17 protein-coding genes and 1 pseudogene are annotated in these 24,718 nt (G+C 67.9%); 10 read left to right on the forward strand and 8 right to left on the reverse strand.

Features of this window, described 5'->3' with window-relative positions; translation table 11 throughout:
- Window positions 1-123: 123 nt before the first annotated feature.
- Entirely contained in the window at window positions 124-5,586 is a 5,463-nt protein-coding gene (locus QHF83_RS37080) for an AAA family ATPase (protein WP_282422775.1), read from the reverse strand.
- A 281-nt stretch (window positions 5,587-5,867) separates the two neighbouring features.
- On the opposite strand from QHF83_RS37080, the gene QHF83_RS37085 reads away from it, so the two are divergent.
- A complete protein-coding gene (locus QHF83_RS37085) occupies window positions 5,868-7,313 on the forward strand; it encodes a catalase (RefSeq protein ID WP_282422776.1) in 1,446 nt (481 codons plus the stop codon).
- A 203-nt stretch (window positions 7,314-7,516) separates the two neighbouring features.
- Here QHF83_RS37085 and QHF83_RS37090 read toward each other — a convergent pair.
- The 4 genes and pseudogenes from QHF83_RS37090 to QHF83_RS37105 form a co-directional block, all read right to left on the reverse strand.
- A pseudogene (locus QHF83_RS37090) lies at window positions 7,517-7,786 on the reverse strand (ferritin-like domain-containing protein); the annotation flags it as partial.
- A 41-nt stretch (window positions 7,787-7,827) separates the two neighbouring features.
- Window positions 7,828-8,655, reverse strand: a complete 828-nt coding sequence (locus QHF83_RS37095) for an alpha/beta hydrolase (RefSeq protein ID WP_282422778.1) — start codon at window positions 8,653-8,655, stop codon at window positions 7,828-7,830.
- A gap of 57 nt (window positions 8,656-8,712) precedes the next feature.
- Window positions 8,713-9,438 (reverse strand): dienelactone hydrolase family protein, encoded by a 726-nt coding sequence (locus QHF83_RS37100; RefSeq protein WP_282422779.1) that lies wholly within the window; start codon window positions 9,436-9,438, stop codon window positions 8,713-8,715.
- A 62-nt stretch (window positions 9,439-9,500) separates the two neighbouring features.
- Window positions 9,501-10,319, reverse strand: a complete 819-nt coding sequence (locus QHF83_RS37105; RefSeq protein WP_282422780.1) for an alpha/beta hydrolase — start codon at window positions 10,317-10,319, stop codon at window positions 9,501-9,503.
- A gap of 1,120 nt (window positions 10,320-11,439) precedes the next feature.
- On the opposite strand from QHF83_RS37105, the gene QHF83_RS37110 reads away from it, so the two are divergent.
- The 4 genes from QHF83_RS37110 to QHF83_RS37125 all read left to right on the forward strand — a co-directional run bounded on the left by QHF83_RS37110 (window position 11,440) and on the right by QHF83_RS37125 (window position 17,796).
- Complete coding sequence (locus QHF83_RS37110) at window positions 11,440-12,996, forward strand: hypothetical protein (protein WP_282422781.1); 1,557 nt, start codon at window positions 11,440-11,442, stop codon at window positions 12,994-12,996.
- Window positions 12,997-13,121: 125 nt separating this feature from the next.
- Window positions 13,122-14,687: a hypothetical protein gene (locus QHF83_RS37115; RefSeq protein WP_282422782.1), complete on the forward strand. Its 1,566-nt coding sequence runs from the start codon at window positions 13,122-13,124 to the stop codon at window positions 14,685-14,687.
- Window positions 14,688-14,779: 92 nt separating this feature from the next.
- On the forward strand, window positions 14,780-16,408 hold the full coding sequence (locus QHF83_RS37120; RefSeq protein ID WP_282422783.1) for a HAMP domain-containing sensor histidine kinase: 1,629 nt from the start codon (window positions 14,780-14,782) through the stop codon (window positions 16,406-16,408).
- Entirely contained in the window at window positions 16,405-17,796 is a 1,392-nt protein-coding gene (locus QHF83_RS37125) for a sigma-54 dependent transcriptional regulator (RefSeq protein WP_282422784.1), read from the forward strand. Before QHF83_RS37120 ends, QHF83_RS37125 begins: the two co-directional genes overlap by 4 nt.
- A gap of 336 nt (window positions 17,797-18,132) precedes the next feature.
- On the opposite strand, the gene QHF83_RS37130 is transcribed toward QHF83_RS37125, so the two are convergent.
- Window positions 18,133-18,582, reverse strand: a complete 450-nt coding sequence (locus QHF83_RS37130; RefSeq protein ID WP_282422785.1) for a hypothetical protein — start codon at window positions 18,580-18,582, stop codon at window positions 18,133-18,135.
- A gap of 221 nt (window positions 18,583-18,803) precedes the next feature.
- Between QHF83_RS37130 and QHF83_RS37135 the strand changes: the two genes are divergently transcribed.
- Window positions 18,804-19,445 carry a hypothetical protein gene (locus tag QHF83_RS37135; RefSeq protein WP_282422786.1) on the forward strand — a complete coding sequence of 214 codons (642 nt, stop codon included), beginning with the start codon at window positions 18,804-18,806 and terminating at the stop codon, window positions 19,443-19,445.
- A 337-nt stretch (window positions 19,446-19,782) separates the two neighbouring features.
- Here the strand turns inward: QHF83_RS37135 and QHF83_RS37140 are convergent, their stop codons facing one another.
- Entirely contained in the window at window positions 19,783-20,235 is a 453-nt protein-coding gene (locus tag QHF83_RS37140; RefSeq protein ID WP_282422787.1) for a hypothetical protein, read from the reverse strand.
- 234 nt (window positions 20,236-20,469) lie between these two features.
- Here QHF83_RS37140 and QHF83_RS37145 point away from each other — a divergent pair, with 234 nt between their 5' ends.
- Window positions 20,470-20,952: a hypothetical protein gene (locus QHF83_RS37145; RefSeq protein WP_282422788.1), complete on the forward strand. Its 483-nt coding sequence runs from the start codon at window positions 20,470-20,472 to the stop codon at window positions 20,950-20,952.
- A gap of 54 nt (window positions 20,953-21,006) precedes the next feature.
- Window positions 21,007-21,243: a hypothetical protein gene (locus QHF83_RS37150; RefSeq protein WP_282422789.1), complete on the forward strand. Its 237-nt coding sequence runs from the start codon at window positions 21,007-21,009 to the stop codon at window positions 21,241-21,243.
- Window positions 21,244-21,253: 10 nt separating this feature from the next.
- Here QHF83_RS37150 and QHF83_RS37155 read toward each other — a convergent pair whose 3' ends face one another.
- On the reverse strand, window positions 21,254-22,561 hold the full coding sequence (locus tag QHF83_RS37155; protein WP_282422790.1) for a C1 family peptidase: 1,308 nt from the start codon (window positions 22,559-22,561) through the stop codon (window positions 21,254-21,256).
- A gap of 706 nt (window positions 22,562-23,267) precedes the next feature.
- Between QHF83_RS37155 and QHF83_RS37160 the strand changes: the two genes are divergently transcribed.
- Together QHF83_RS37160 and QHF83_RS37165 are read left to right on the forward strand one after the other, a co-directional pair.
- The gene (locus QHF83_RS37160) at window positions 23,268-23,609 is read left to right on the forward strand and encodes a hypothetical protein (protein ID WP_282422791.1); all 342 of its coding nucleotides are present in this window, start codon (window positions 23,268-23,270) and stop codon (window positions 23,607-23,609) included.
- A gap of 168 nt (window positions 23,610-23,777) precedes the next feature.
- Window positions 23,778-24,143 carry a hypothetical protein gene (locus QHF83_RS37165; RefSeq protein WP_282422792.1) on the forward strand — a complete coding sequence of 122 codons (366 nt, stop codon included), beginning with the start codon at window positions 23,778-23,780 and terminating at the stop codon, window positions 24,141-24,143.
- Window positions 24,144-24,718 lie beyond the last annotated feature (575 nt).

A 24,718-nucleotide genomic window follows, 5' to 3' on the forward strand; every position in this document is an offset into this window, starting at 1 on the left:
CTTCGCTCCGCAGTACGCCGACGTCGACCTCCACATCTCGCCCTGCTTCGGGGTTTGTCCACGGGACATGCCCCCCGCCTTACACCATCGCGCGATGGTTTGGTAGAGAAAAACACCAGCCATCTAGCGCCCAACCGAGAGCGAGACGTGAAAGTTCGCCCCTCGATCCTCGTTCGGACGCACTCCAATCCGACCACCGTGGTTCTCTACGATGGTCTTGCAGATCGAGAGGCCCATCCCCATGCCTCCCTGCTTGGTCGTATAGAAAGGGCTGAAGATTCGCGCGGCCTCCTCCGGGTTCACGCCCGGACCGCTGTCCTTCACCTCGAGCACAAGGACATCGGGATCGGTCAGGCGCGTTCGCACCAGGATTTCGTGGGGACCGGGGGCTACACCGCATGTCGCCTCGGACGCATTGACGACGAGGTTCACGATGACCTGTTGCAGCTGAACGCGGTCGCCGAGCACCGGGGGAAGCTGATCGGCGAGGTCCAGGCGGATCGCTGCGCCATTCCGCTGCACGCGGGCCCGTGTCAGCAGGACGACCTCTCGGATCGCCTCGTTGAGGTCGAGCGGCACGTGCGCTTCCCCTGAGCGTCCAAACAGGGCTCGGAGCCGACGGATCACGTTCTCCGCCCGCGTGACGTCGCGGGCGATGGAGCTCGCGGCCTCGCAAGCCGCTTCCGGATTCGCCGGGTCACGCTGGAGCCAGTTCACGCACGCGCTCGCATTGGCGCCGATCGCGGCGAGCGGCTGACTGATCTCGTGGGCGATTGCGGCTGCCATCTCGCCCAGACTCGACACCCGCGTGAGATCGGCGAGCGCTGCCTGCGTGCGCTGGAGGGCCTCCTCCGAACGTCTGACCTCCGTGACGTCCCGGATGGCGCCGACGTACTGTTCCTGCTCCGTCGAGTCGCCGGATACGCGATGGGCGGAAATGCTGACGTGCTTTACGAAGCCGTCCGGCATCATCAGCCGATACTCGACCTGCGGGCCTCCCACGAGGCGCGAGGGGTCGGCGACGAGGGCATCGAAGATGCTCACGTCGTGGGGATGGATGCGCGCGCGCATCGACTCCACCGATGGCGAGCTTGCCGCACCGAAGATGCGGAACACCTCGTCGGACCAGAAGATCTCCTCCGTCCGAGGCTTCCAGCTGAAGGTGCCCGTCTGACCGATGCTCTCGGCCTTGCTCATGTAGACCTTGGCCTGCCGCAGGTCCGCATAGAGCTGCGCGTTCTCGAGCGACATCGCGGACTGCGACGCCAGGAGCTCCAGGATCGCGAAGCGCCCCGGTGTGAAGATGCCAGGCGCGAGGTCGTTCTCCAGATGGAGAACGCCTACGAGCCGCGCCTGCTTGACGAGGGGAAGGCAGAGCACCGAGCGTGAGCCGCGTCGACGGAAGTAGGCTTCCTCCGAGAACTGGTTTGCTTCGGCCGCATCCCCGAGCAGCACGCTCTCTTGCGTCCGTCGAACATAGTGGAGCAGCGCGAGCGGGAGCTCGCGCTCGGAGACGGGAGCACGCCGGAGGTCGAGGCTCACGCCATCGGGCTGCGCGCGGGCCTCGGCGACGACCTCGAGGGCCTCTCCGCGCGGCAGGACGAGCACGCCTCGCTGCGCGCCGGCGTGCTCGAGCGCCGTCTTGAGCAGGGTCTCGATCAATCGCTCGAGCACGATCTCCTGCGAGATCGCTTGGCTCAGGCGGACCACCGTCGTCAGATCGAGCTCGTGGAGCCCACGCGCCAGCGCGGCGGGGCTTCCGCCGCGCTGGCCTGCCAAGAGCGACGGGTGGGCATGCTCGAGCGCGCGCACCTTCGCCTCCGCGCCCCAGGCGCGATAGGCGGCGTGAGCGACCCGGAGATAGGCCTCGGTGACGATCGCCTGCCCGCGCTGCTCGTAGAACCGCGCCGCGTGCTCGCTGGCGATCGCCTCGACGTGGGTCAGGCCCTGCTCCTGCGCCATGCGGATGGCCTTCTCGTAGAGGCCCTCCGCGTCCAGAACCCGCCCTTCGATCCGCGCCGTCTCCGCCGCGAGGAGAATCGCCTTCGCCCCGAAGTTCTCGGGGCAGTGGGTCGCCCAGGTGTCGAGCTGCCGCTTGTACTCGGCCAGGCTCTCGCGATGCGCGTGTATGGCCTCGGGCAGCGCGCCGTCGCAGAGCCCCGCATGCACCAGCGCGGCATAGAAATGGTGTTCCTCCACGTCGACGTTCGACGCGGAAGACCAGATGAGCGCGCGCGCGGCATTCGCAGCGTGGAGCGCGGCCCGGAGATCCCGCGCGAAGAAGCGGGCGGTCAGCTTACGGATCCAGTACCAGCACGTGACGAGCGGCATCCCTGGGTTCGTCTCGAGGTCGCGCTCGAAGGCCGCCTCGTCGCGCGACTCGTCCGACATGTCCGGGAAGGCACTACCGGCCCGACGCAGCGTGCGGATCAGCCGGAGCTGGTCGGCTGCGAGCGCGACGCACGGCAGAACGTTGAGCTTCGCGGCAGTCTCGATGGCGACTTCGGCCTCCGCTTCGGCATCGGCGAGGGGTCTTCCACTGGCCAGATAGTTTGAGACGATCTGGAACCCCCCGCTTCCGACGATCGGCTCTCCGATTCGTTGTGCCTCTGCGAGCGCGTGCCTCTCGTAGCGTAGGCAAGCGTCGAAGGGCTGGGACCAAGGCCCGATCATCGCGCCCATGCCGTGTCGCACGAGGGCGCGATATGGGTCGAGCCGATGGCGTTCGACGAGCTCGAGGGCGAGCTCTCCGAGCGGGCGCGCGATGGCGTAGTCGCCGAACCGGGGGCCGACCACCATGCCCAGCAGCAGATAGCCGATGGCAGAGGCTTCCGCGTGGCCGCGCTCGAGGCTCAGATTGACCATGCGGCAGACCAGGAGGTCGTGGAGCCGATCGTGATTGCCCCACCGCGCCGGCTGGGTCAGCTGGAACGAGAGCTCGAGGGTTCGGGCGTGAAGCTCATCCGCGCAGACCGGAACGTCTGCGAGATCGGCGATGCTCCTCGTCCCGAGCTGCTCTCGAAACCGGCCGTACTCGCGGGCGAGGTCTTCGTCCGTCGGTGCCGGTGGCAACGGGCTTCCAGCCCCATTCAGGTACTCGAGTCCGACCTCGAGGCCTCGGTCGAAGTCGCCCGAGTAGTAGGAGACGGCCGCGCGCAGCGCCGCGACTCTTCCCGCATCGGTCAGGCGCGTGGCGCGGGCAGCGAGAGCGACGAGTCGAAGCTCGGCGCTCGCGAGCTCACCGCAGAGCGAGTCGCACTCGGCATGGCTGTAGGCGAGCTCGAACATGAGCTCGGGATGTCGCGACCACGGATCCGACTCGAGGCTCTCGAGGATTCGCGTCGCTTCGCTCACGTACGTCCGCGCGGTCGCATGAGCGCCGGTGGACTTCGCGCGCTTGCCGGCCGCCAGGCTCAACGTCACGAGCTCCACTCGCTCCGAGGCCGACAACAATGCGAGGCCGCGCGTCAGGTGCCCGACGACGTCGAATACGGATTCAACCATGTCCGCTGGAGCCGCACCGCGAAGCTTGCGACCGATCATCGCGTGGAGCGTCGCCCTCTGCTCCTCCGAGAGGACGGAGTATGCAGCCTCGCGCACGCGATCATGGACGAACGAGAAACCCGAGGCCCCGCGATGGAGTAGGCCGACGGCAGCTGCGTCGGCAAGGCCGCCGTCGATCTCTTGGAGCTCGCGCTCGCAGTGGCTCGCCAGCTCGGCAGCCGAGGCGGCGTTCCCGAAGCACGCGAGCGCCGCGAGCGCATCCCCCGTGGTTCTCGGGAGCCGCTCGATGCGGCGGAGGACGAGCTCGACGACGTTGTCGGTCGAAGGGCGTCCTCGAATCACGTCGAGGTCCCACGCCCAAAGGCAACGCTCTCGATCGAAGCCGATCAAGCGTGCGTCCCAGAGCTCGCGAAGAAATTGGAGCGCGAAGAAAGGATTGCCCTCCGTCTTCTCGACGACGAGCCGAGAGAGGTCGTCGATGTCGGCGGGAGGAGCCCGGAGCGCGTCGGTCAAGAGCTCGCTCACGTGCGAGCTCGAGAGGCCGGCGAGCTCGACCTCCACGAGCGGCGCGCTCATGCTGCGAAGCCGACGGATCGTCGCGGTGAGCGGGTGCGCTTCGCTGACCTCGTTGCTGCGGTAGGCGCCGACGACGAGGACGTGCTTCACGTCCGGGTGCGCCACGACGTGGTCGACGAAATCGAGCGTGCCGCGATCCAGCCACTGGAGGTCGTCGAGGAAGAGCGAAAGCGGCCGGTCGTTCCGGGCGAACACCGAGAGAAACTGACGGAAGGCCAAGAAGTGGCGGTCCCGCACGTTCTCGAGCGGCACAGCGGGAGCCGGCGGCTGCGGTCCGAGGACGAGGGAAAGCTCCGCCACGAGCTCGCACATGAGGGGGGCGTTCGGGCCGAGCGCTCTGACGAGCGCCTCACGCCACGGCGCGAGCTCCTCCTCCGAGCGGGTGAGGAGCTGCCGTACGAGAGCGCCGAAAGCCTGGGCGAGCGGCGCGTAGGGGATGTTCCCCTTGTACTGATCGAACTTGCCGGACGCGAACCAGCCTGGTCGTGCGAGGAGAGCGCGATCGAGCTCGCGCGCGACAACCGACTTCCCGATGCCGGAGGGCCCGGAAATGAGGAGCAGCCCTGCGGTTCCCTCGGTGGCCACGCGCTCGAACGCGCGTAACACGTCGTCGATCTCGCGCGCTCTTCCGTAGAGGCGCTCAGGCAGGACCAAGCGGTCCGGGATGTCGGCTTCGCCGAGCGGGAACGCGGATACGACTCCGGCTTCCCATTGTTCGAGGCCGCGCCGGAGATCCACCTCCACGCCAGCCGCCGTCTGGTAGCGGTCCTCGGGTGCCTTGGCGAGGAGCTTCATGACGATCGCGGCGATCGTCGCCGGAAGCGCGGGGGCGCGTTCTTCGAGCGGCACCGGCGGCCTTGCGATGTGGCAATGGACCCACTCGATCGGAAGCGATGCCGAGAACGGCAGATCACCGGCCAGGAGCTGATACAGCGTGACGCCGAGAGAGTAGAGATCGCTCCGCATGTCGACGGACCGGTTCATGCGGCCGGTCTGCTCCGGGGCGATGTAGGGTAGCGAGCCCGCGCCGTGTCGCCCCGAGTCGAAGATGCGGTGCTCGCGATCGGCGCGCATGGCGAGCCCGAAGCCAGTGAGGCGGACGCGTCCGCCCGCGTCGACGAGAATGTTGGCCGGACGGATATCCTGGTGAATCAAGCCGTGCGCATGCGTTCTGGCGAGAGCGCTCGAAAGCTCGGTCGCGATTCGCAACAGCGAACCGACGTCGCCGTTGTGCTTCAGCCGTGTGGAGAGGAGCTCTCCGCCCGGGTCGTCGAGGAGGAGCACCGGCTTGCCCGCCTCCTGCACGAGCTCGCGGGGACGTACCGCCCATGTCGGATCGAGCTGGTCGCGGAGGTCGTGCTCGTGAAGCAGGCGCTCGACCGAGACGTGTCTCGAAGTAGGCGCGAGCACGAGCGATGGTGGCAGTTGCGCCGTCCCGAGTCGTCGCCACAGCTCCCACTCCCCATCGTGTCGGAGCAGCACCGATCCAGCCGACAGCTCGTTCATGCTCGTCCTCTGCGAGGGCGCGCTCGCGTGGACATGGACTCGTTGACTGGAAGCGACGGTCCGGCTCACTGCCAGGCGCGGCCCAAGGCAACTAGCAAAAGGGACACAGTTGATCAATGACAATTCGAGCCGCGCTGGCCGTCACGGATGCAGGCAGCGTCGGGTCGCCGATCTCGTGCGATTTGCGCGCAACTTGCATCGCGGCGTATGTAGCTGACATCGAAACCCGACCAAGGTCGGGTTTCCTGCGTCGGCAGGATTGCTTTACATGAGCGGCACCGATGTCTACCAGGCCGAAATTGACGCACGCCACGGGGGCTCCCGTGGTGGACAATGTGAACATCCAAACCGCCGGTCCGCGCGGCCCTGCGTTGCTGCAGGACATCTGGCTGATCGAGAAGCTGGCGCACTTCGACCGCGAGGTCATCCCCGAGCGGCGCATGCACGCCAAAGGCTCAGGGGCGTACGGGACGTTCACCGTCACGCACGACATTACGCGCTACACCCGCGCGCGGCTGTTCGCCCAGATCGGCAAGCAAACGCCCGTGTTCGTGCGATTTTCGACAGTCGCCGGCGAGCGCGGCGCCGCCGACGCCGAGCGTGATATCCGCGGCTTCGCGGTGAAGTTTTACACCGAAGAAGGCAACTGGGACATCGTTGGCAACAACACGCCGGTGTTCTTCTTTCGCGACCCGCTGCGCTTCCCCGACCTCAATCATGCCGTGAAGCGCGACCCCCGGACCGGGATGCGCAGCGCGGATAATAACTGGGACTTCTGGTCGTCGCTGCCCGAGGCGCTCCACCAGGTGACGATCGTGATGAGCGATCGCGGCATCCCGCGCAGCTACCGCACGATGCATGGCTTTGGCAGCCATACCTTCAGCATGCTCAATGCCGAGAACGAGCGCGTATGGGTCAAGTTCCACTTCATCAGCCAGCAGGGGATCGATAACCTGAGCGACGCCGAGGCTGAAGCGGTCGTGGGGCGAGACCGCGAGAGCCACCAGCGCGACCTATTCGAAAGCCTCGAGGCGGGTCGGTTTCCGCGCTGGAAGCTCTGCCTTCAGGTCATGACCGAGGCGCAGGCGCGGACGCACCGGCACAACCCGTTTGACCTCACCAAGGTCTGGCCGAAGGCCGGCTATCCGCTCATTGAGATCGGCGTCCTCGAGCTGAATCGCAACCCCGACAACGTGTTCGCTGAGGTCGAGCAGGCCGCGTTCTCGCCAGCCAATATCGTCCCCGGGATCGGCTTCTCGCCGGACAAGATGCTGCAGGCGCGGCTATTCTCGTACGGCGACGCGCAGCGCTACCGGCTGGGCGTCAACTTCAATCAGATCCCCGTCAACGCGCCGAGGTGCCCGTTCCACAGCTTCCACCGTGACGGCGCGATGCGCGTCGACGGCAATCTAGGCGCCACGGCCTCCTACTTCCCCAATCGACACGGCGAATGGAACGACAGCCCGAGCGCAGGCGAGCCGCCGCTGCCCGCCGCCGGCGACTCCGCGCATTGGGATCATCGCATGGACGAGGATCACTGGGAGCAGCCGGGTTGCCTGTTCCGATTGATGTCTCCTGGGCAGCAGCAGGCGCTGTTCGACAACACCGCGCGCTCGCTCGGCGGCGCGTCGGTCGAGGTCCAACGCCGGCACGTCTCCAATTGCACCAAGGCCGACCCCGCTTACGGGGCCGGGGTGGCGCGGGCGCTCGGCCTTGACCGGGGCTAGCAGCCCGTGGATCTACGCCAGCCCAATCGCGATCCCAACACCCCGCACATGACCCGGTTGCATCCCGTCCCACGCAGCCCGGCAGTTGGCGACCCCGGGTCAGACTGACCGGAATCCTGCTCCGCTTCGGATTCCGGCGCCACTTGCACTGGTTTGTCTAGAACTGTGCTATCCGCCGCCGGTCGGTGATTTGAGCGCCCGGCTCAGCCCTCGAGCGAGGCGCGCAGGAACCAGGCGTGCTTCTCGAACTCGGTGATGATGGCGGTGAGCAGGTCCACTGTGTCCGTGTCCTGGTGCTGCTCGACGGCCTTGCGGCTCTCGTGCAGGCCGGTGAGGTAGGCCTCGATGCGCTCGGCCAGCAGGCGCACGTGCTCCAGATCCTTCGACGTCTCCTGCGGATAGTCCGGCAGGCGGCTCGTCTTGGCCACGTGGCGGGCGGTGCCGTACGCTTTGGCGCCCAGCGTCACCGCGCGTGCGGCACGCAGCGCAGGCCGCGTGCCGCACGCACGAGACCTCAACCCTGGATGAACGCCAGCAGGTCTGCGTTGACCACATCCGCGTTGATCGTGCACAGCCCATGACCCAGGCCCTTGTGGACCTTGAGGGTCCCGCGCTTGAGGAGCTTGATGGCCAGCAACGCCGAGTCCGCGATCGGAACGATCTGATCGTCGTCGCCGTGCATGACGAGGGTCGGGACTTCGATCTTCTTCAGATCCTCGGTGAAATCCGTTTCGGAAAACGCCCTGATGCAATCGTAGTGGGGCTTGATGCCGCCCATCATTCCCTGCCGCCACCAGTTGTCGATCACACCCGGCAGCACGTTCGCACCGGGCCGATTGAAGCCGTAGAACGGGCCCGAGGGCACGTCGCGATAGAACTGCGCGCGGTTGGCGACGAGCGCAGCCCGGAATCCATCGAACACTTCGATGGGCAGCCCGCCAGGATTCTTCTCGCTCTTCACCATGACCGGAGGCACGGCTCCGATGAGCACGGCTTTCGCGACACGCCCGCCGCCACCGTATTGCGCGACATACCGCGCCACTTCGCCGCCGCCGGTGGAGTGTCCGATGTGGACGGCACCCTCGAGCTTCAGATGTTCCGCCAGCGCATCGACGTCAGCAGCGTACGTATCCATATCGTTGCCGCTGAAAGTCTGTGAGGAGCGTCCGTGCCCGCGCCGATCGTGCGCAATCACGCGGAACCCTTTCGAGAGGAAGAACATGAGCTGCGCATCCCAGTCATCGCTGCTCAAGGGCCAGCCATGGTGGAACACGATCGGCTGACCGCTGCCCCAGTCCTTGTAGAAAATCTCGGTGCCGTCTTTGGTACGTACGAAGCTCATGATGTGGACTCCTCGGTCTTATGGGATGGCTGGAATCTGAAGGTGTGCGAGTGCGCGTTACGCCAGTTCGCGGTTGAAGAACTCGAGCGTGCGGGCACGGGAGAGGCGCGCTGCTTCGGTATCGAAGTGCGCTCCGCCGTGCCGCGAGAACGCGTGACGGCAACCCGGATAGCTGAAGACCTCGAACTTCGGGTTTCCCGCGAGGGCCTCCGCGATTTCTCGCTGCGCTTTCTTCGGGATGAACTCGTCCCCTTCGGCGAGGTGCATCTGCAAGGGTCCGTCGATGTCCGCTGTTTCGCCGAGAAATTCCTCGGTACGCCCACCGTGAAAGGCGACCGCCGCATTCACGCGCGTGCGCGCCGCTGCGAGAAATGTGAGCAGCCCGCCAAGGCAGAAACCCATGACACCCACTCGTCCCGTAGCTCCCGTAAGCGTGCGCGCAGCGGCGATCGTCGCTTCGACGTCGCGCACGCCAGCGTCGATATCGAACGCCTTATAAAGGGCCAGGCCCTTCTCCCAGTCGGGTTGCGATTGAACGGACAGGTCCACGTGCGACTCCCCCTGGCGCCAGAACAGCTCCGGGCAGATCGCGATGAATCCTGCCGCGGCAAGCTCGTCGCAAGTGGTACGAAGGTCCGCATTGACGCCAAAGACCTCATGCAGAACGACGATGGCCGGTGCCGCCGCTGCTGCCGGTCGCGCCAGGTAGCCGTTGAAGCTGCCCTCTGCTGAGCCGATGCGAAACACATGTTCGGGGTCGTCATGCCAGGTCGATGCAGCCATTTGCGTGCTTCTCCGATCGGAATATGCGTTGCAAGGCACCTAGGACAAAAGTGAGGCGCGCGCTACATCCGCGCCGTCATCCACTCGACGATATCGCGCAACACGCCCTCCTTGCCGACGTCGGCCAGCAGATCGTGGAAATGTCCCTCGTACAGCTTGAGGGTCTTGTCCTTCGATCCAGCCTTCTCGTGGAAAAGCTGGCTGCCATGCGGCAATGTCACCCGGTCCTCGGTGCCGTGCAGGATCAGCACGGGCAGCGTGATCTGCGGGAATTCCCGCTTCAGTCGCTCGTCCGCGCGCACCATTTCGGCCACGGTCTGCGTCGGGTACCCCGCGCGCTCGATGAGCGGGTCGTTCTTCATCCGCTCGACGAAGCTCTTGTCGCGCGAGAAGCCGTCGTCGTCGAGCTTCAGGACGTGAGCGTGCGGCACGATGTGGCTGAGGCCCTTGAGGATCGCCAGCGCGAAATCCGGCGCGGGCACCTCGTGCGCGAAGCTCTCGCAGATGAATCCCGCGAGCTCCTCGCCGTGCTCGAGCGTGTATACGCTCGAAATCACGCCGCCGGCGCTGTGCCCGAGCAGAAACACCGGCAGCCCGGGCTCCCGCGATTTGGCCAGGCGGACGAGCGTGTGCACGTCCTCCACGTAGTCGCTGAATTTGTCGACGTAGAGCCGCTCGCCCTCCGAGCGCCCATGCCCGCGGTGGTCGAGCGCGAACACCGAGAACCCATGCTCGACGAGCTGCTCCGCCGTCCACTCGTACAGACCGCTGTGGGCCTTGAAGCCGTGGACCAGCACCACCATGGCGCGCGGCGTCCCCGGCCGCCACGAGCGCATGAAAATCTTCAGCCCACCTTTACCCTCGAACGTCTCTTCCTTCATCCCGAACGTCCCTTCCGATTCTCGCGTTGCTCACGCGCTCAGGGGGGCGCTCGTATGGTCGGAATCATCGGCGGAGGCAACCCTACCAAAGGCGGGTGTCGTGCCCCTCCGTTCGGACAATCTCATACAGCTCGGATAGGAAAGTACACCGGCAAGGCCGACGCCGCGCTGCCTCCGTTGCGCGGGCGCTCGGGTCGGCCCTATGGCACGCTGCGGGCGTGCGGACGATGGTAGCAGCGCTCGGCGTGATCCTCTGTGCGTGCGGCGGAGCGCGCGCGGTGCCACGGGAGACGGGTGATCCCGCGAGCGATCCCGCGCTCGCGTCGGTGCACCCGGCAGGCGTCGAGGGGGTGCGGCGCCGGATGTGGTGGCTCTACGCGGACGACGCCGTGCTCTACCGCGGGACGAATTACACAATTAGACGAGGAGGCGCACGATGCATTTCCAAGATCTAGAGCTGTGCAAATACCAAACCGGTCCGTACATGCCGACAATTGGCTCATTCCTCTTCTCACCATAGGGTGGCTGGAGCATCCGCATCCGTTCAGCCAAGGCCCGACGCCTGCAGAGTTCGTGGACAAGCTAGATGCCAATCGCGGCCAAGCTCCGCCGCTGCAGGCCAACGAGGAGGCCGATGCGCATTTCGAGGAATGGATCAAGCAATACATCCGAACGCAAACGGTCATTTGATGATGTGCACGTGGCAGCAACGACAATGGGGGCACTACCTGGGGATGCTGATGAGCCTCTTTGGTGTGGGATGCGGGGGGAGCGCTCGAGACGCGCGGGTACTCGAGTGGGAGCATGCGCAGAGCCTCGCGCCCCAATCCACGCAAGAGATTTCCCTCCCGGGCGATCTTGCCGAGGCGGTGGTGCCCTAGTTAGGGCATCCTTGGCCCTCGCGTCTCCGTGGTCGTGTGGGCGCGCCTTCCGGTCGCGTCCACGCGGGTTGTGCAACCGGAATCTTGGGTGACACTTCAGACCGGGAGTTCGGGTGACACTTCCTCGCTGCTGGCGACGTCGACCCATCCCGCTTCCGCTTCCGCCCCCGCTTCCGCCACCTGCGCACTCGAATGACCAGCCCCCCCGCGGCAACTCATGTCCCCCGTGGAGGTATCGCATGGTGCACGGACGAACGCTGCGAGGGTTCTGGTGTGGTGCGTCAGAGGAAACGTGGAGCCGGGGCGCGCTCGCCGCCCTCGGCTTCTTTGCCGCGGCGCTGCTCCCCGCGTGCAGCGGTTGCCAGGAGATCGAGATCGAGCGCAGCACCGAGACGCAGGCGGACGGCTTCTATCGCGGGCTCCTCGTCGCAGGAACGGAGCCCGACGGCGCGTTCGTCCTGGCGCAGCACGAGCGCGCGCCGGGGGATGAAGAGCTCCTCCTGATCTCGCTTGCCGAGGATGAAAAGCGCACCTGCTCGCTGGGCAAGGCATTCTATTACCACACGGACCAGCAGCGCTCCCCCAGATTCGGGCCGTCCGTCGAACCTCGCCCGGCACGTATCCTGACGCTCGAGGGAGAGCTCGGGGCCGAGAGCGGGGACCTGCGCATCTTCGACGCGTCCTGCGTGGAGCGCATGCGCGTCCCCTCGGTCGAGGCGTGGCCGTCGCTGATCTACGGCTCGGGTAGGGTCGAGACCTACGCCGCGCGGACGACGTTGGGTGAGGTCGTGATGATCGATCCCTGGGCCGGCTCGGTGCACACGATCTCCGAGAACGCGACCTTCTGGAGATACGCGGACGACAGATTCTGGCTGATCGAGGACGGGCGCCTGGTCGTGCGCGATCACGAGGGGAACAGCTTGCACACCATGGGCGAGGGCGTCACCGAGATCGCGCACCGGTTCGAAGACGAGGTGGCCTATGTGGATGCGAAGGGACTTTGGGTGATGAAGCTCGGGGATCCCGAGCCCACGGCCATCCCCACGGCGGCCGCGCCGTGCAAACCCCAGTACGCCTACACGAACTCGAGGAAGCTCGTCTACCGGGACGACTGCGCGGCTTCCGTGCTCGCGGTCCGGGACCTGACGACGGGGGACACACGCGTCCTCTCCGATGCGGTCACGTCCACGCGTTTCGTCTACGACCCTTCGATGGCGTGGATCTTCTTCGAGCGTGAGGAGCCTGGGAAGAAGCGTGAGTACTGGGCCGTCCCGGGGGATGGCGAGCCCGTGCTCGTCGGGGCGAATCCGAAGCCCAACTGGTTTCAGATGCAGTCCAAGAGCGGCTTTCTGGTCGAGCTCGATCACGACGGCGCGAGCTGCACGCTGGGACATTGGACGCTGGAGGGCGGTTTTTCTCCGCTCCTCGAGAACTCCTCCGGGTACGTGCAAGGGAACAGCGCCTATCTCGCCACGCTCGTGGACGCGCAGGAGGATGTCGGGACGCTCGTCGTGTTCAACATGGAGACGATGGCCGAAGATCTCCGGGTCCCGCGCGTCCGCCGCGCGACCGCCGACTTTTCCGGCCAGGTGCCTGCTCTCGGCTACGTTCACGACTGGGACGACGCGCTCGGGGCAGGCACCCTCGGGGTCTGGATCCCCTACAACGGGCAGCAGATCGACGTCGATACGGGCGTCAACGAATTCAGCGAGATCTACTGGCCCGAGCCCGGCATCGTCTACGCCGTGCGCGCGGCCGAACGCGCCGGCCTCTGGACAGCCTATCCGGACCTCTAGGCGTCGGCCCCCGCGCGCCATGACGGGGCCACGACCACGTGGCCCCCGAAAGCACATCCCCGCCTCCTGCGCACTCGAATGACCATCCCCCCCGCGGCAACTCATGGCCCCCGTGGAGGTTTCGCATGGTGCACGGACGAACGCTGCGAGGGTTCTGGTGTGGTGCGTCGGGGGAAACGTGGAGACGGGGCGCGCTCGCCGCCCTCGGCTTCTTTGCCGCGGCGCTGCTCCCCGCGTGCAGCGCTGACGTCGAGATCGAGCGCAGCCCCGCGATGCACGCGGAGGGCCTCTATCACGGGCTCTTCGTCGGAGGATCGGAGCCCGACGGGACCTTCGTCCTGGCGCAGCAGGAGCGCGCGCCGGGGGACGAGGAGCTCAACCTGGTCTCGCTCGCAGACGGCGAAAAGCGCACCTGCTCGCTGGGCAAGGCATTCTTTTACCACACGGCCCAGCCGGAACCCCCTCCCGGGTTCGGCGTGAACGAGCCGCGCGTCGACCCTCGCCCGACACGTATCCTGACGCTCGAAGGAGAGCTCGGGGCCGAGAGCGGGGACCTGCGCGTCTTCGACGCGTCCTGCGTGGAGCGCATGCGCGTGCCCTCGGTCGAAGCGCCGGTGGAGCTCATCGGCTGGTCCACGCCCAAGGTCTACGCCGCGCGGACGACGTCCGGGGAGGTCGTGAAGATCGATCCCTGGGCCGACTCGGTGCACACGATCGCCGAGAGCGCGAGCTTCTGGAAATACGCGGGGGACAAGTTCTGGTTGATCGAGGGCGGGCACCTGGTCGTGCGTGATCTCGAGGGGAACATCTTGCAAACCGCGGGCGAGGGCGTCACCGAGGTCGCGGTCGCGTTTGCCGGAGACGAGGCGGCTTATGTGGATGCGACGGGGCTCTGGGTGCTGAAACCGGGGGACCCCGGGCCCATCGCCATCCCCACGACGGCCGCGCCGTGCAAACCCCAATACGGCTTGGGGGGGCCCCCGCTGAAGCTCACCTACCGGGACGACTGCGCGGCCGGCGTGCTCGCGGTTTTGGACCGGGAGACGGGGGACAAACGCGTCTTCTCCAGCGGGGTCACGTCCGTGCTTGCCGCCAACCGCATTTCGATGTCGTGGGTCTTCTTCGAGCGCGAGGAGCCTGGGAAGAAGCGCGAGCTCTGGGCCGTCCCGGGGGACGGCGAGCCCGTGCTCGTCGGGACGAATCCGAGCCCCACCTGGTTTGCTTGGCCGCGCAAGGAGGACTTTCTGGTCGAGCTCGATCACGACGGCGCGACCGCCACGCTTGGAAAATGGACGCCGGAGGGGGGTTTTGCTCCGCTCCTCGAGAACTTCTGGGAGGGATGGGCAGGGATGAAGGGCTATTTCCCCACGCTCACGGACCCCGAGGAGGAGCTCGGGACGCTCGTCGTGCTCGACACGGCGACGCTGACCGAAGCGCTCCGGATCCCGGGCGTCCACCGCATGACCCCGGACTTTGTCCCCCAGGGGCGCACCCTCCGCTACATTCACGACTGGGACGACGCGCTCGGTGCAGGCACCCTCGGGGCCTGGGGCCTCGCCACCGGACAGCAGCTCGACATCGATACCGGCGCCGCCGAATCCGGCGAGCTCTTCTGGCCCGAGCCCGGCGTCGTCTACGCCGTGCGCACGCCCGAACGCGCGGGCATCTGGACAGCCTATCCGGACCTCTAGGCATCGACGTCGGGGCCACGTGGACCACGTGGCCCCCCGGCGCCCCCTTCCATGATGCGCGGGCCTATAGCATCGTCCCGCCCCCGCCCCCCATGAGCGCGCTCTCCGCCTTCGCCTTCTACCCCGTCTGGGCCCTCGCCCTCCTCGTCGGGTTCGTCTCGCTGCGCCTCGGGCGCTCGCGTGGCTACGCGCTCCCGCTCCTCTGCTTCGCGCAAGGCGTCTGGGTAACCGGCCTCGTGCTGTTCACGACCCCAGGCACGAGCCACATCGCCGAGCGCGTGCTCCCCTCGGGCATCGTCCAGGGGGCAGGCTTCATCCACGCCGCCGAGGCCCTCGCGGGAAAACCCCGGCGCAAGCTCGTCGCGGGCACCTGGATGGCCACCGGCGCGTTCGCGGCGCTCGGCGCCGTGGCCCCGCGCCTGCTTTACGGCCCCGGCGCCCGCGGCATCGGGCCGGCCTTCGTTCCGTTCGCCGTCCTCGGCGTCGCGGCGGCCGTGGCGATGCTCGCCTACCTCGCGGCCCGCGCGCAGAACGCCGCCGGTGACGAGCGAGGCGCCCTCTTCACGCTGCTCGGCGCGGCGGTCCTCGGCTGCCTCGGCGGCGGCGGGACCATCAGCGCCTTCATCCTCGGCATCGGCCCCCTCTGGATCGCCGCCCCGCTCATGCTCGGCTCGACCTTGCTCGCCGCGCACGCGACGCTCGGCCGCGAGCAAGGCAAAGCAAGGGCCCTCGTGCGGAGCGGCATCGTCTACGCCGTCCTCACGGCGAGCGTCTCGGCGGTGTTCGCGACGGGATACGCGCTCGCGCTGCCGTACCTCGTGCCGGCGCAGGGCTCGACGGCCGCGTTCGTCGCCGGCGCGCTCGTCGTCACCTTCTTCGCGGCGCTGCCGTTCGATCCGCTGCGGCAGATCGTCGTCGACGGGATCGGCCGGCGCGTCGCGCGTGATCCCATCGGCGTGCGTGACCTCGCCGAGGCCGTCGACCGCAGCGAGGCGCGCGCGGATCAGGCCGAGCGGCTGGCCGAGATGGGTCGTATCGTCAGCGCGGTCGCCCACGAGATCCGAAATCCGCTCGGCGTCATGCTCGCGCAGGCCAAGATCCTCGAGCGCCGCGGCGCCGACCCCGAGACGCTCGCCGGGCTGCGGCAAGAAATCGCGAACGCCCGGCGCTTCCTCGACGATCTGCTGCGCTACGGCAAGCCGCGCCCGCTCGATCTCGCGGTCGCCCCGGTCCTCGCCGAGGTCACACGCGCCGCCGAGGCCGCGCGCGCCGCGTTCGGCGATCTCGCCCCGCCCGTCGACGTCACCGGCGACGCGGCGCTCTCGGCCGAGCTCGACCGCGCGGCGCTCGGCGATGTGGTGAAGGTGCTGGTCCACAACGCGCTCGTCGCCCTGTCGACCGCGGGCGGCGGCGGTCGCGTCAGGATCGAGGTCACGAGCGAGGGCGACGAGACCGTCGTGCGCGTGACCGACGACGGGCCCGGCGTCCCGGTCGAGATCGAGCCGCGCCTCTTCGAGCCGTTCGTCACGGGGCGCGGCCGCGACGCCTCGCACCCCGGGACGGGTCTCGGCCTCGCGATCGCGGCGCGCTGGACCGAGCGGCACGGGGGCTCACTCCGCCACGAGCGTCCGCCCGAAGGCGGCGCGCGCTTCATCGCCCGGTTTCCGACGACGGCGCGCGTGGTCAACGCCGCCCCCATGGTCCAGACTCGCGCCCGATGAACGGAGCCTCCGCCTCGATTCTCGTGGTCGACGACGACGCCGGCTTCCGGCGCGCCTGGCGCACCCTCCTCGAAGCGGAGGGCCTCGTGGTGCTGGAGGCCGGTTCCGCCGAGCCGGCCCGCGCGACGTTCCTCGCGAAGCGCCCGCGCCTCGTGCTGCTCGACCTGATGCTGCCGCCCTCGGGCCTGCCGAAGGAGGGCGCCGCGCTGCTCGACGTGTTCCTCGCGGCCGAGCCACGCGTGAAGGTGGTGGTGGTGTCGGGGACGGGCGAGACGCAGCTCGCGCTGGATCTCGTGCGGCGAGGAGCCTACGATTTCATCGAGAAGCCGGTCGACCCCGACGTGCTGCTCGCCGTGCTCGCGCGGGCCCGGGCGCGGCTCGATCTCGAAGACCGCGTGACCGAGCTCGAAGGTCAGCTCGCGGCGACGGGCGAAGCTGGCCTGCTCGGCGGCTCGCCGGCCTTCATGGAGGCGCTTTCCATCGCCGAGCGCGCCGCGCCGGCCGAGGTGCCCGTGCTCGTCACGGGCGCGTCGGGCACCGGGAAGGAGCTGTTCGCCCGGCGGGTGCACGCGCGGAGCCGTCGACGCGAGAAGCCGTTCGTGGCGATCAACTGCGGGGCGCTCGCGCCGTCGCTGCTCGAATCGACGCTGTTCGGTCACAAGAAAGGCGCGTTCACGGGCGCCATCGCGGACGGGCGTGGTCTCTTCGTGGAGGCGGACGGCGGGACGTTGTTCCTCGACGAGATCGGCGATCTCGAGCTCGCGCTGCAGGTAAAACTGCTCCGCGCGCTCGAATCGGGCGAGGTGTTGCCCGTGGGCGCCGCAAAGCCGGTGCGCGTCGACGTGCGCATCGTGTCGGCGACGCATCGGCCGCTGGAACAGATGGTCCGCACGGGCACCTTTCGCGAGGACCTGTACTGGCGCATCCGGGGAATCGAAATCACGCTGCCGAGCCTCGTCGATCGAACCGGAGATCTCGCAGTCCTGGCGCAGCATTTCCTCAACGAGGCGCGGGCACTCGTGCCAGGCGCCGGGCCGACGACGCTGTCGAAAGAGGCCCTCCGGCGGCTCGAAGACCACGATTGGCCGGGCAACCTGCGCGAGCTGCGGCACGAGATGCAACGCGCCCTCGTGATGGCAGCCGGCCGCGCGGAGATCCTCGAAGCAGATCTCTCCCCTGCCCTCCGTCGCTCCCGATCGGCGGCGGCCGTCGAGGCGCCTGGGGAGGACACGTCACTCACGCTGGAGCAAAAGATCGAGCGCCTGGAGCGCGCAGAGATCACGCGCGCCCTCGCCGAATGCCAGGGCAACCGGAGCCAGGCCGCGCAGCGGCTCGGGCTGTCACGCCAGGGCCTGCTGAACAAGCTGGATCGGTACGGGTTGCGCTGACAGGGAGGGTCGCTTCTGGGGGCGCCGCGCCGGGGCGCTGCCCCGGGCCCCGCGGGGGCTATCCGCCCCTCGACCCGGACCAGGGCAAGCCCTGGACTCGGGGTGGAAGAACTGCGCTCCGCGCAGTTCTTCCAACGGGCCCGTTGGAAGACCAGGGGCAGCGTTGCCGGTCGAAATGTCGGCGCGGCTGTCTTGCTTGGCAGGGCTCGTTCCTCGGCCTGTTCGATGAACTGCGCATCGCGCAGTTCATCGACCCCGGGTCCAGCGCTTGCGCTGGTCCAGGTCCAGGGGTGGACAACCCCTGGTGGGGCCTGGGGCAACGCCCCAGCGCAACGGCTACCCGCATGCATCCGTCCGCGCGCCTGGGCGGGTCCAGCGTTCGAGGATCACGGCTCCGACGATCGAGAAGGGCCCGAGGAGTGGGACGAATACGACGCCGATCAGGAGCCCGAACCAGGCTGCTGTCAGGGGCTCTGTGGATGGGATTGCGAACGTCGCGGCGATCACCACGAAAGATCCGAGGAGGGCGGCGCCGGCGAGCTTGAGGGTGCGTGCTTTGCGGAGGTTTCGGCCGAGTGCGCCGATCAGCCCACCTACGAGCGCCGCGGGCAGGAGGCCGGCCAGGAGGATGCGGCCGAGGAATGCGAGCACTTTCAGGTGCTCGTCGAGATCCGGATCGATGTGGCCTCCGAACATGTAGCCGAGCACGGCATACACGACGAAAAACGCCACGAACATCGCCACGCCGAGCGTGGCTCCCTTCCAGACCTCCGATGTGAAGCGCATGCGTCCCATGGTTCCTCCAAGGTACTTTTCTGCTCGGCGGTGCATCGCAAATGCAGTGCCATGACGTTTTCCCGAGGATTCACGGGCGAGCGCGGGCCGAGATGTCCAGCGGGTGGAGGGAGGTGTCCACGGGCTGGACAGTCGAGCTCGACGTCGAGCTGCGAACCGCGCGACGCGGGCCTCGGAGCGTGATGGCATCACGCTTGCCTGGGCGGAGCGGCATGCTTTCCACGAGCTCGGACGACCTTTTCGGTCTCGCGTGTGCCGTTTTCCTCGGCGGCGCGCTCTCCGCGTGCAGCGCGGATTCGAAACCGGCGAGCTCCGCTCCGCAAACGGAAGCGCGCGTCGCCACGGTCGACGCGTGCGCGGAGCGCGTGATCGCCGCCTTCGAAGCGCGGTCGGGCGACGCCCTCGCCGCCGCCGCCCATCCGGTTCGCGGAATCCGCTTCACGCCCTTCGGTTTCGTGCGTCCGGAAGAAGACGTGGTGCTCGACGCGAACGCGCTCCGCGGGGCATTCGACGACGACGCCGTGCGCGACTGGGGCAACCTGGCCGAAAGCGACGAACGCATTCGGATGAAGCCGGCGGCATACTTCGAACGATTCGTGCTCCATCCGGCATCGGGATGGGAGCCAGCCGCGGGGAGCGACGCCGCGAGCTACGAGGCCGCAGCCTTCGACGTCGACACGCTCGAGTCCGACCTCGCCAAGGCATACCCCCACGGCCACGTGATCCAGCGCCGTCGCCCACCGAGCACCCCGAATGACGCAGAGCACGACGGGGCCGTGCTCCGCGTGGTGTGCGAAGCGTACGAGGGCGCTTGGTACACGGTCGGCATCGTACACAGCGAGTGGACACCGTGATCACAATGCAGCCGCCGCGCCGGGGCGCTGCCCCGGACCCCGCGGGGGCTGTCCGCCCCTCGACCCGGACCAGGCACGGCCTGGACCGAGGGTGGAAGAACTGCGCGATGCGCAGTTCTTCCAACGAGCCGGTGGGACCGCGTTGCCCGTCGAAAAGGCAGCGCGGCTGTCTTGTTTGGCAGGGTCGTCGCCGGTCTTGACCTGGCCTGTTCGATGAACTGCGCATCGCGCAGTTCATCGACCCCGGGTCCAGCGCTTGCGCTGGTCCGGGTCCAGGGGCGGATAGCCCCTGGTGGGGCCTGGGGCAACGCCCCAGCGCAGCGGCCCCCGGATGACACTACCCGCGCGCATCCCTCGGCACGCCGGGGCGGGTGCAGCGTTCGAGGATCACTGCGGCCAACACCAGAAACGGTGCTGCGAGCGGGGCGAGAAATACGCTCGTGAGAACACCGAAGTGTATGGCCGTGGTGTCACCGGACGTGAGCATTGCGGCGGGGAACACCACGAAGTAGCTGATGAGGGCTGCCCCGACGAGCTTGATACGGCGTGCTTTGCGGACGCCTCGAGCGACCGCGCCGAGCAGCCCCCCGACCAGCGCTGCGGGCACGAGGGTGCGCAGCAGGATGGCCCCCAGAAATGTGACCGTTTGCGCGTGCTCGGCTGGGTCTGCGCCGTGCGCTCTTCCGAGCGCGAAGCTGAGCAGGGCATAAGCCACGAGGAAAACGACGAGCGTCGCTGCCCCGATGACGGCTCCCTTCCAGACCTCCGGCGTGACGCGAATTCGCCTCATGGTTCCTCCAAGGGTTTTCTGCTCGTCCGTGCATCGCAATTGCGGTGCCATGACGTTTCCCCGAGGATTCGCGGGCGCGCGTCGGCCACGATGTCCAGCGGGTGGAGGGAGGTGTCCACGGGCTGGACGGTCGAGCTCGACGGCGGGCTTCGAGGGAGGCGACGGATCGCGGCGCGCGGGCCTGGAAACGCGATGGCATCATGCTTGCGAAGGCGACGGGGCATGACTTCCACGATGCCCCACGACTCTCTCCACCTCGGGACTCTCCTCGGCCGCGCCGTCACGGCCCTCTTTGCCGTGGCGACGATCTTCTTCGTGCTTGCGCTGTTCGATTTCCGCGTCCCGTACAAGCCCGGCTTCGGCCTGATCATCCTGGCCACGCTGCTCGGCCTCGGGGCCTCGGTGTGGTGGCTCGGCGGGCTCGCGGGGCGCGCCATCGAGCGACGCGGGGGCGCGGCCGTGGCGTGGGGACCGCTTTTCGGCCTCGGGACCCTCGCGATCTCCGCGTTTTTGCTCTCGCTGGCGAGCGCTGCTCAGATCGAGCACGACCACGCGTTCGGTCTGGCGCAGGCCGCGTGGGATTATTTCGGCAAGCCGCTCGTGGCCACCATGGTTTATGGAGCCGTTCCGGCCGCGTTGATCGGGCTTCTTTGCGCCGCCACGATTCATGGCGCCATCGCCCTGATGCGCAGGGCGCCCATGGCGGACGCGCGCTGAGGCGCGTCGCGGGTTTCTTGCAGGTCGGGCCAACACCTGCGCACACTCGCGATCATGCAGGTCTCGTTCAGCGCACCCTGTACCGAACGCGAGGCGCAGATCATCCGCGCCGTGCTCATTGTTTATGACACCGCGCTACGGGCGTCGGTCATTGGCCGCGCGGGCCACGTCGACGACGAGGCGGCGAAGTCGATTGAAGAGCAGGTGATGAAGCTCGCGCGGGAATGTTTTCCCGATATCCGGATCACACCGCTCGCGCCTGCGTCTCCAGACGGCGACGCGCAGTCCTGAGCTCGGACGATCAGAGACCGCTGGGAACGGCCACGCACTGGCCAGGGACCAGCAGGTTCGGCACCGTGCCGGCCGGGCAGTTGCCCATCGGCGGGAGCCCGCTCGGCGGAGGGATCGCGCCGGGCGAAGGAACCGCGCCGCCGCCTGGGAGAGGCAGGCATACCCCGAGCACGGCCGTTTGCCCCTGCGGGCAGCTCGCCGCGGGCACGTTTGGCGCCTGCGGCACCGAGGGCGGCACGTACGGCGCGCCCGCCGCGTCGCTCACGCGAACGCGGTACGCGTGGAGCAGGTGCGTTCGCATCATCGACTCGGGGATCCACAGATACCCGCCGAGCCCCCAGTTCGGCCCCCAGCTATTCTGGAACAGGAACTCCCGCCCCGTCGGCCCGGTGCGATAGCCCTGGAGCACGACCGCGTGGCCGATGCCGTCCTGGCGCGGATAATACGGCAGGTATCCCGAGCGCACGCTGTTCCAGTCCCACGCTTGCCGATCGAACGCGAGCGCGACCCACACGGCCTCTCCCTCCGCGAGCAGGAGCGCCATCTGGTCGATGTCCTTGGCCTCCATGTATTCGAGCGCGTCGATGCGGTAGGCGCCCATCGAATCGGCGCGCGCTCGCTCCGACAGCAGCATCGGGTCGTTCGCGCCGGAGCCCGGGAAGACGCCCGCGTCGGACTGGCAATATCCGCCATGCGCCGGCGACGAGATGCGGCACGCCTTCACCTTGTCGAAAGGCCACACCGGATCGACCGCGAGCGGTCGGCCCTTGAGGACGCCGAGATCGTTCGGCTGCGTGTAGGTCGCGAAGACATGGAGGGGCGACACCACGTCGTAGCGACCCCGCCGCCGGATCGCGTTGTCCATCACGGACGACATCGCGAACCCCGAGCACGCGCCCACCGGGTTCTGATCCTTCACCGGGCCCGTCAGCCCCTGCGCGCGATGGTCCACCTGGGCCGGCAGCGAGCCCGCCGCGATCGCCCTGGGAACGTAGGCGACGGCGTTGGTCGCGGTCCGGATCGCCGCACAATCGATGAGCCGCGCCACCTCGGGCGGCAGCCCCGGCAGGGGGCACGGGATCGTCTTCTGCGCCGCGGCGATCATGTCCAGCATCGCCGAGCCCAGCGCCGGCTGCGCTGGCTGCGCCTGCGGATACGGCTGCGCCGGATACGGCTGCGGGTACGGCTGCGCCGTGTAGGGCTGCGGCGGCGGCGCGGGCGGCGGGCTCTTCGAGCAGGCCGCGAGCAGCGAGACCGTGAGCACGAGCGCTGGCGGCGCGAAGCGGCGGAGGCGGTCGGAGCGAGGCGAACGCGGCATACGTACGGATGAACGAAGCGGGCTGGCGGATGTTACACGACTGTACGAACTTCCCGAGCGGGATCCTGCTCTTCCCGTCTCGCGTGCTCCGTTTTCCCTTCCCGCTCCCCTCCCCCCACCGTCGCTCGTCACGCTCGGGCGCAAAGCGCTCGAGGTCGCCGCCTCGCCCGTCCGGCGCGCGGTCGGGCCAGGGACGCGGATCGATCGGGCCCGCGCTCGCCCCGGTCCGCCTGGATTTCGTCCCGCCCGCCATGGTGCTCCGCAGGCGCGCCGCGCCCCCTGGGCATCGCTCGGGACCTCGCCCCTGGCCTCCCGCAACGACGGCTCCCCCGCCGCTGCGTGACCTGCCAGACGATCGCTCACGCGCGTTCGTGTAGCGTGGTCGACGAGCACCGATCTGCGAGAGAGCTGCTCCTCCCTGCCATTCCGGTTTTCTCCGCGTCCACTTTGTCGATTGTGATGGACGACTCCTCGCGCGTCGTCGGATGGCCGGATCCCGCTCGTCGATCCGCCGGACCCAGATTGCTTGCGCTCGGCATATCCAGCGGGGGCGGAGCTACATGACGCTGTGCCGCCGGGTTACGGATGCCCACGGCATATCGATTGCAATTGGCGGTCGAGTTTCTCCGGTGCTGCGTGGACACGCTGTGCTTCCATCGAAAAGGACGGCAAGTGCTTCTTCGCAGATATACACAAGGAGCAGAGGATGAACAAGCGGGGCGGGACGTATCGCGCTTTTCCCAGAGCGCCCGGGCTTTTGCTTCTGGCTGCGGTCGCCTGCGCGAATGGCTGCGACGAGGCCGCCGGGGACCAGGATCGCGGCGAAGACCGCCGCGTCTATGCGTGCACCCTCGCGCAGGGACTGGTGCTCGGGTCGCTGGAGGTCTTCAGCGCCCCCAGCGCGACCCCGACCTGCAGGATAGCCGCCACGGAGCTACCCGACTCGTCGAGGAGCTTCTGCTTCCCCGCGCCTGGGAACACGTCTCCGGGCACCTGCCCCGACTGTCTGGCTCTCAAGGACGGGCTCCAATGCACGATGATGCAGTGAGCGGCCGGGCTCGATACGGAACGAGGGAGGCTCCTCCTCGTCCCTCTCGCCGAAGGAGTGATTGTTTTCGACGCGGCGGCGAGGGGGCATCCGCATTGCAATCATGCGTTCGGTGGTCGTCGGCGCTGCGCCGGCACGCCGGCTCTCGATGAAAGAATGGAGGCAAGCATGCGCAATCATCTTTCAATGGCGCTCCTGGCTGCGCTCGCCCTCGTGTACGGCTTCGCGCCGGTGGACGACGCCCTCGCAGGCGGGGGGGAAGAATCCGTCGAGTCACCCAGCGAGGAGGCCGCGGATGAGCTGCAAACCAGGGAGCCCGTGAGCTACCAATGTACCGTCAGCGGGGGGTTGGTATCCGCGTCGATGGTGGCCTACCCCGGCCCGTGGGGGAACTCGCTCTGCTCCATCGTCACGCCGGCGCTCGCGGATTCCTCGAAGCTTTACTGCACCGGGACGGGCGTCTTCACGACCTGTCCGGATTGCCAGGCCCTCCGGATCGATCTTTCGTGCCCCTACGGTGCGCAGAGCCGATGAGCTCGAAAAGGAAGGCCATCCCGAGCAATCTTCATCGAGCATGCCCGTGCATTCACTGGCCGAAGATCGCCCACGGGCTTTCGGGCAGCATGGTCGAGTAGCGCGGATCTGCAGAAGACTGCTCCTACCCGCCATTCCAGTCCCCTCCACGCCCACGTCGTCGCTCGTGGTGGACGGCGCCTACGCGTGGTCGCTCGTCGTCGATGGATCGCGCGCGGAATGCTCTCGCCCAGCACATGGCCCGCGGGCACGCCGGGCGGCGCTGCATCACGCTGTGCCACCTGATCACGGATGCCCACGGCATCTCGATTGCAACCTGGGCGTTCGAGGTTCCCCGGCGCTGCCCTGGCGTGCTGGGCCTCGATCGAAAGGAAGGCAAGTATGAGTACTCGACATCAGATGGGTCGCGCTCTCCGTATCGGTTTCGGCCTCTCGCTTTTGGCAGCGGTCGCTCTCGTGAATGGCTGCGCGTCGGAGGACGTCGCCGACGAGTCGGAGCAATCCGCTGATCTGGCGCCCGGAGAGGCAACCGAAAACCTGGCGGCCGCACCCCCGGTGGGCCAGTGGGCGTGCAC

The organism is Polyangium sp. 15x6, assembly GCF_029960785.1.
Classification (GTDB): Bacteria; Myxococcota_A; Polyangia; order Polyangiales; family Polyangiaceae; genus Polyangium.

Bases quoted from the DNA above. Each gene is read 5' to 3' on its own strand.
- QHF83_RS37080 (WP_282422775.1), bottom strand. From the start codon at position 5,586: ATGAACGAGCTGTCGGCTGGATCGGTGCTGCTCCGACACGATGGGGAG.
- QHF83_RS37085 (WP_282422776.1), top strand. From the start codon at position 5,868: ATGTCTACCAGGCCGAAATTGACGCACGCCACGGGGGCTCCCGTGGTG.
- QHF83_RS37095 (WP_282422778.1), bottom strand. From the start codon at position 8,655: ATGAGCTTCGTACGTACCAAAGACGGCACCGAGATTTTCTACAAGGAC.
- QHF83_RS37100 (WP_282422779.1), bottom strand. From the start codon at position 9,438: ATGGCTGCATCGACCTGGCATGACGACCCCGAACATGTGTTTCGCATC.
- QHF83_RS37105 (WP_282422780.1), bottom strand. From the start codon at position 10,319: ATGAAGGAAGAGACGTTCGAGGGTAAAGGTGGGCTGAAGATTTTCATG.
- QHF83_RS37110 (WP_282422781.1), top strand. From the start codon at position 11,440: ATGGTGCACGGACGAACGCTGCGAGGGTTCTGGTGTGGTGCGTCAGAG.
- QHF83_RS37115 (WP_282422782.1), top strand. From the start codon at position 13,122: ATGGTGCACGGACGAACGCTGCGAGGGTTCTGGTGTGGTGCGTCGGGG.
- QHF83_RS37120 (WP_282422783.1), top strand. From the start codon at position 14,780: ATGAGCGCGCTCTCCGCCTTCGCCTTCTACCCCGTCTGGGCCCTCGCC.
- QHF83_RS37125 (WP_282422784.1), top strand. From the start codon at position 16,405: ATGAACGGAGCCTCCGCCTCGATTCTCGTGGTCGACGACGACGCCGGC.
- QHF83_RS37130 (WP_282422785.1), bottom strand. From the start codon at position 18,582: ATGCGCTTCACATCGGAGGTCTGGAAGGGAGCCACGCTCGGCGTGGCG.
- QHF83_RS37135 (WP_282422786.1), top strand. From the start codon at position 18,804: ATGCTTTCCACGAGCTCGGACGACCTTTTCGGTCTCGCGTGTGCCGTT.
- QHF83_RS37140 (WP_282422787.1), bottom strand. From the start codon at position 20,235: ATGAGGCGAATTCGCGTCACGCCGGAGGTCTGGAAGGGAGCCGTCATC.
- QHF83_RS37145 (WP_282422788.1), top strand. From the start codon at position 20,470: ATGCCCCACGACTCTCTCCACCTCGGGACTCTCCTCGGCCGCGCCGTC.
- QHF83_RS37150 (WP_282422789.1), top strand. From the start codon at position 21,007: ATGCAGGTCTCGTTCAGCGCACCCTGTACCGAACGCGAGGCGCAGATC.
- QHF83_RS37155 (WP_282422790.1), bottom strand. From the start codon at position 22,561: ATGCCGCGTTCGCCTCGCTCCGACCGCCTCCGCCGCTTCGCGCCGCCA.
- QHF83_RS37160 (WP_282422791.1), top strand. From the start codon at position 23,268: ATGAACAAGCGGGGCGGGACGTATCGCGCTTTTCCCAGAGCGCCCGGG.
- QHF83_RS37165 (WP_282422792.1), top strand. From the start codon at position 23,778: ATGCGCAATCATCTTTCAATGGCGCTCCTGGCTGCGCTCGCCCTCGTG.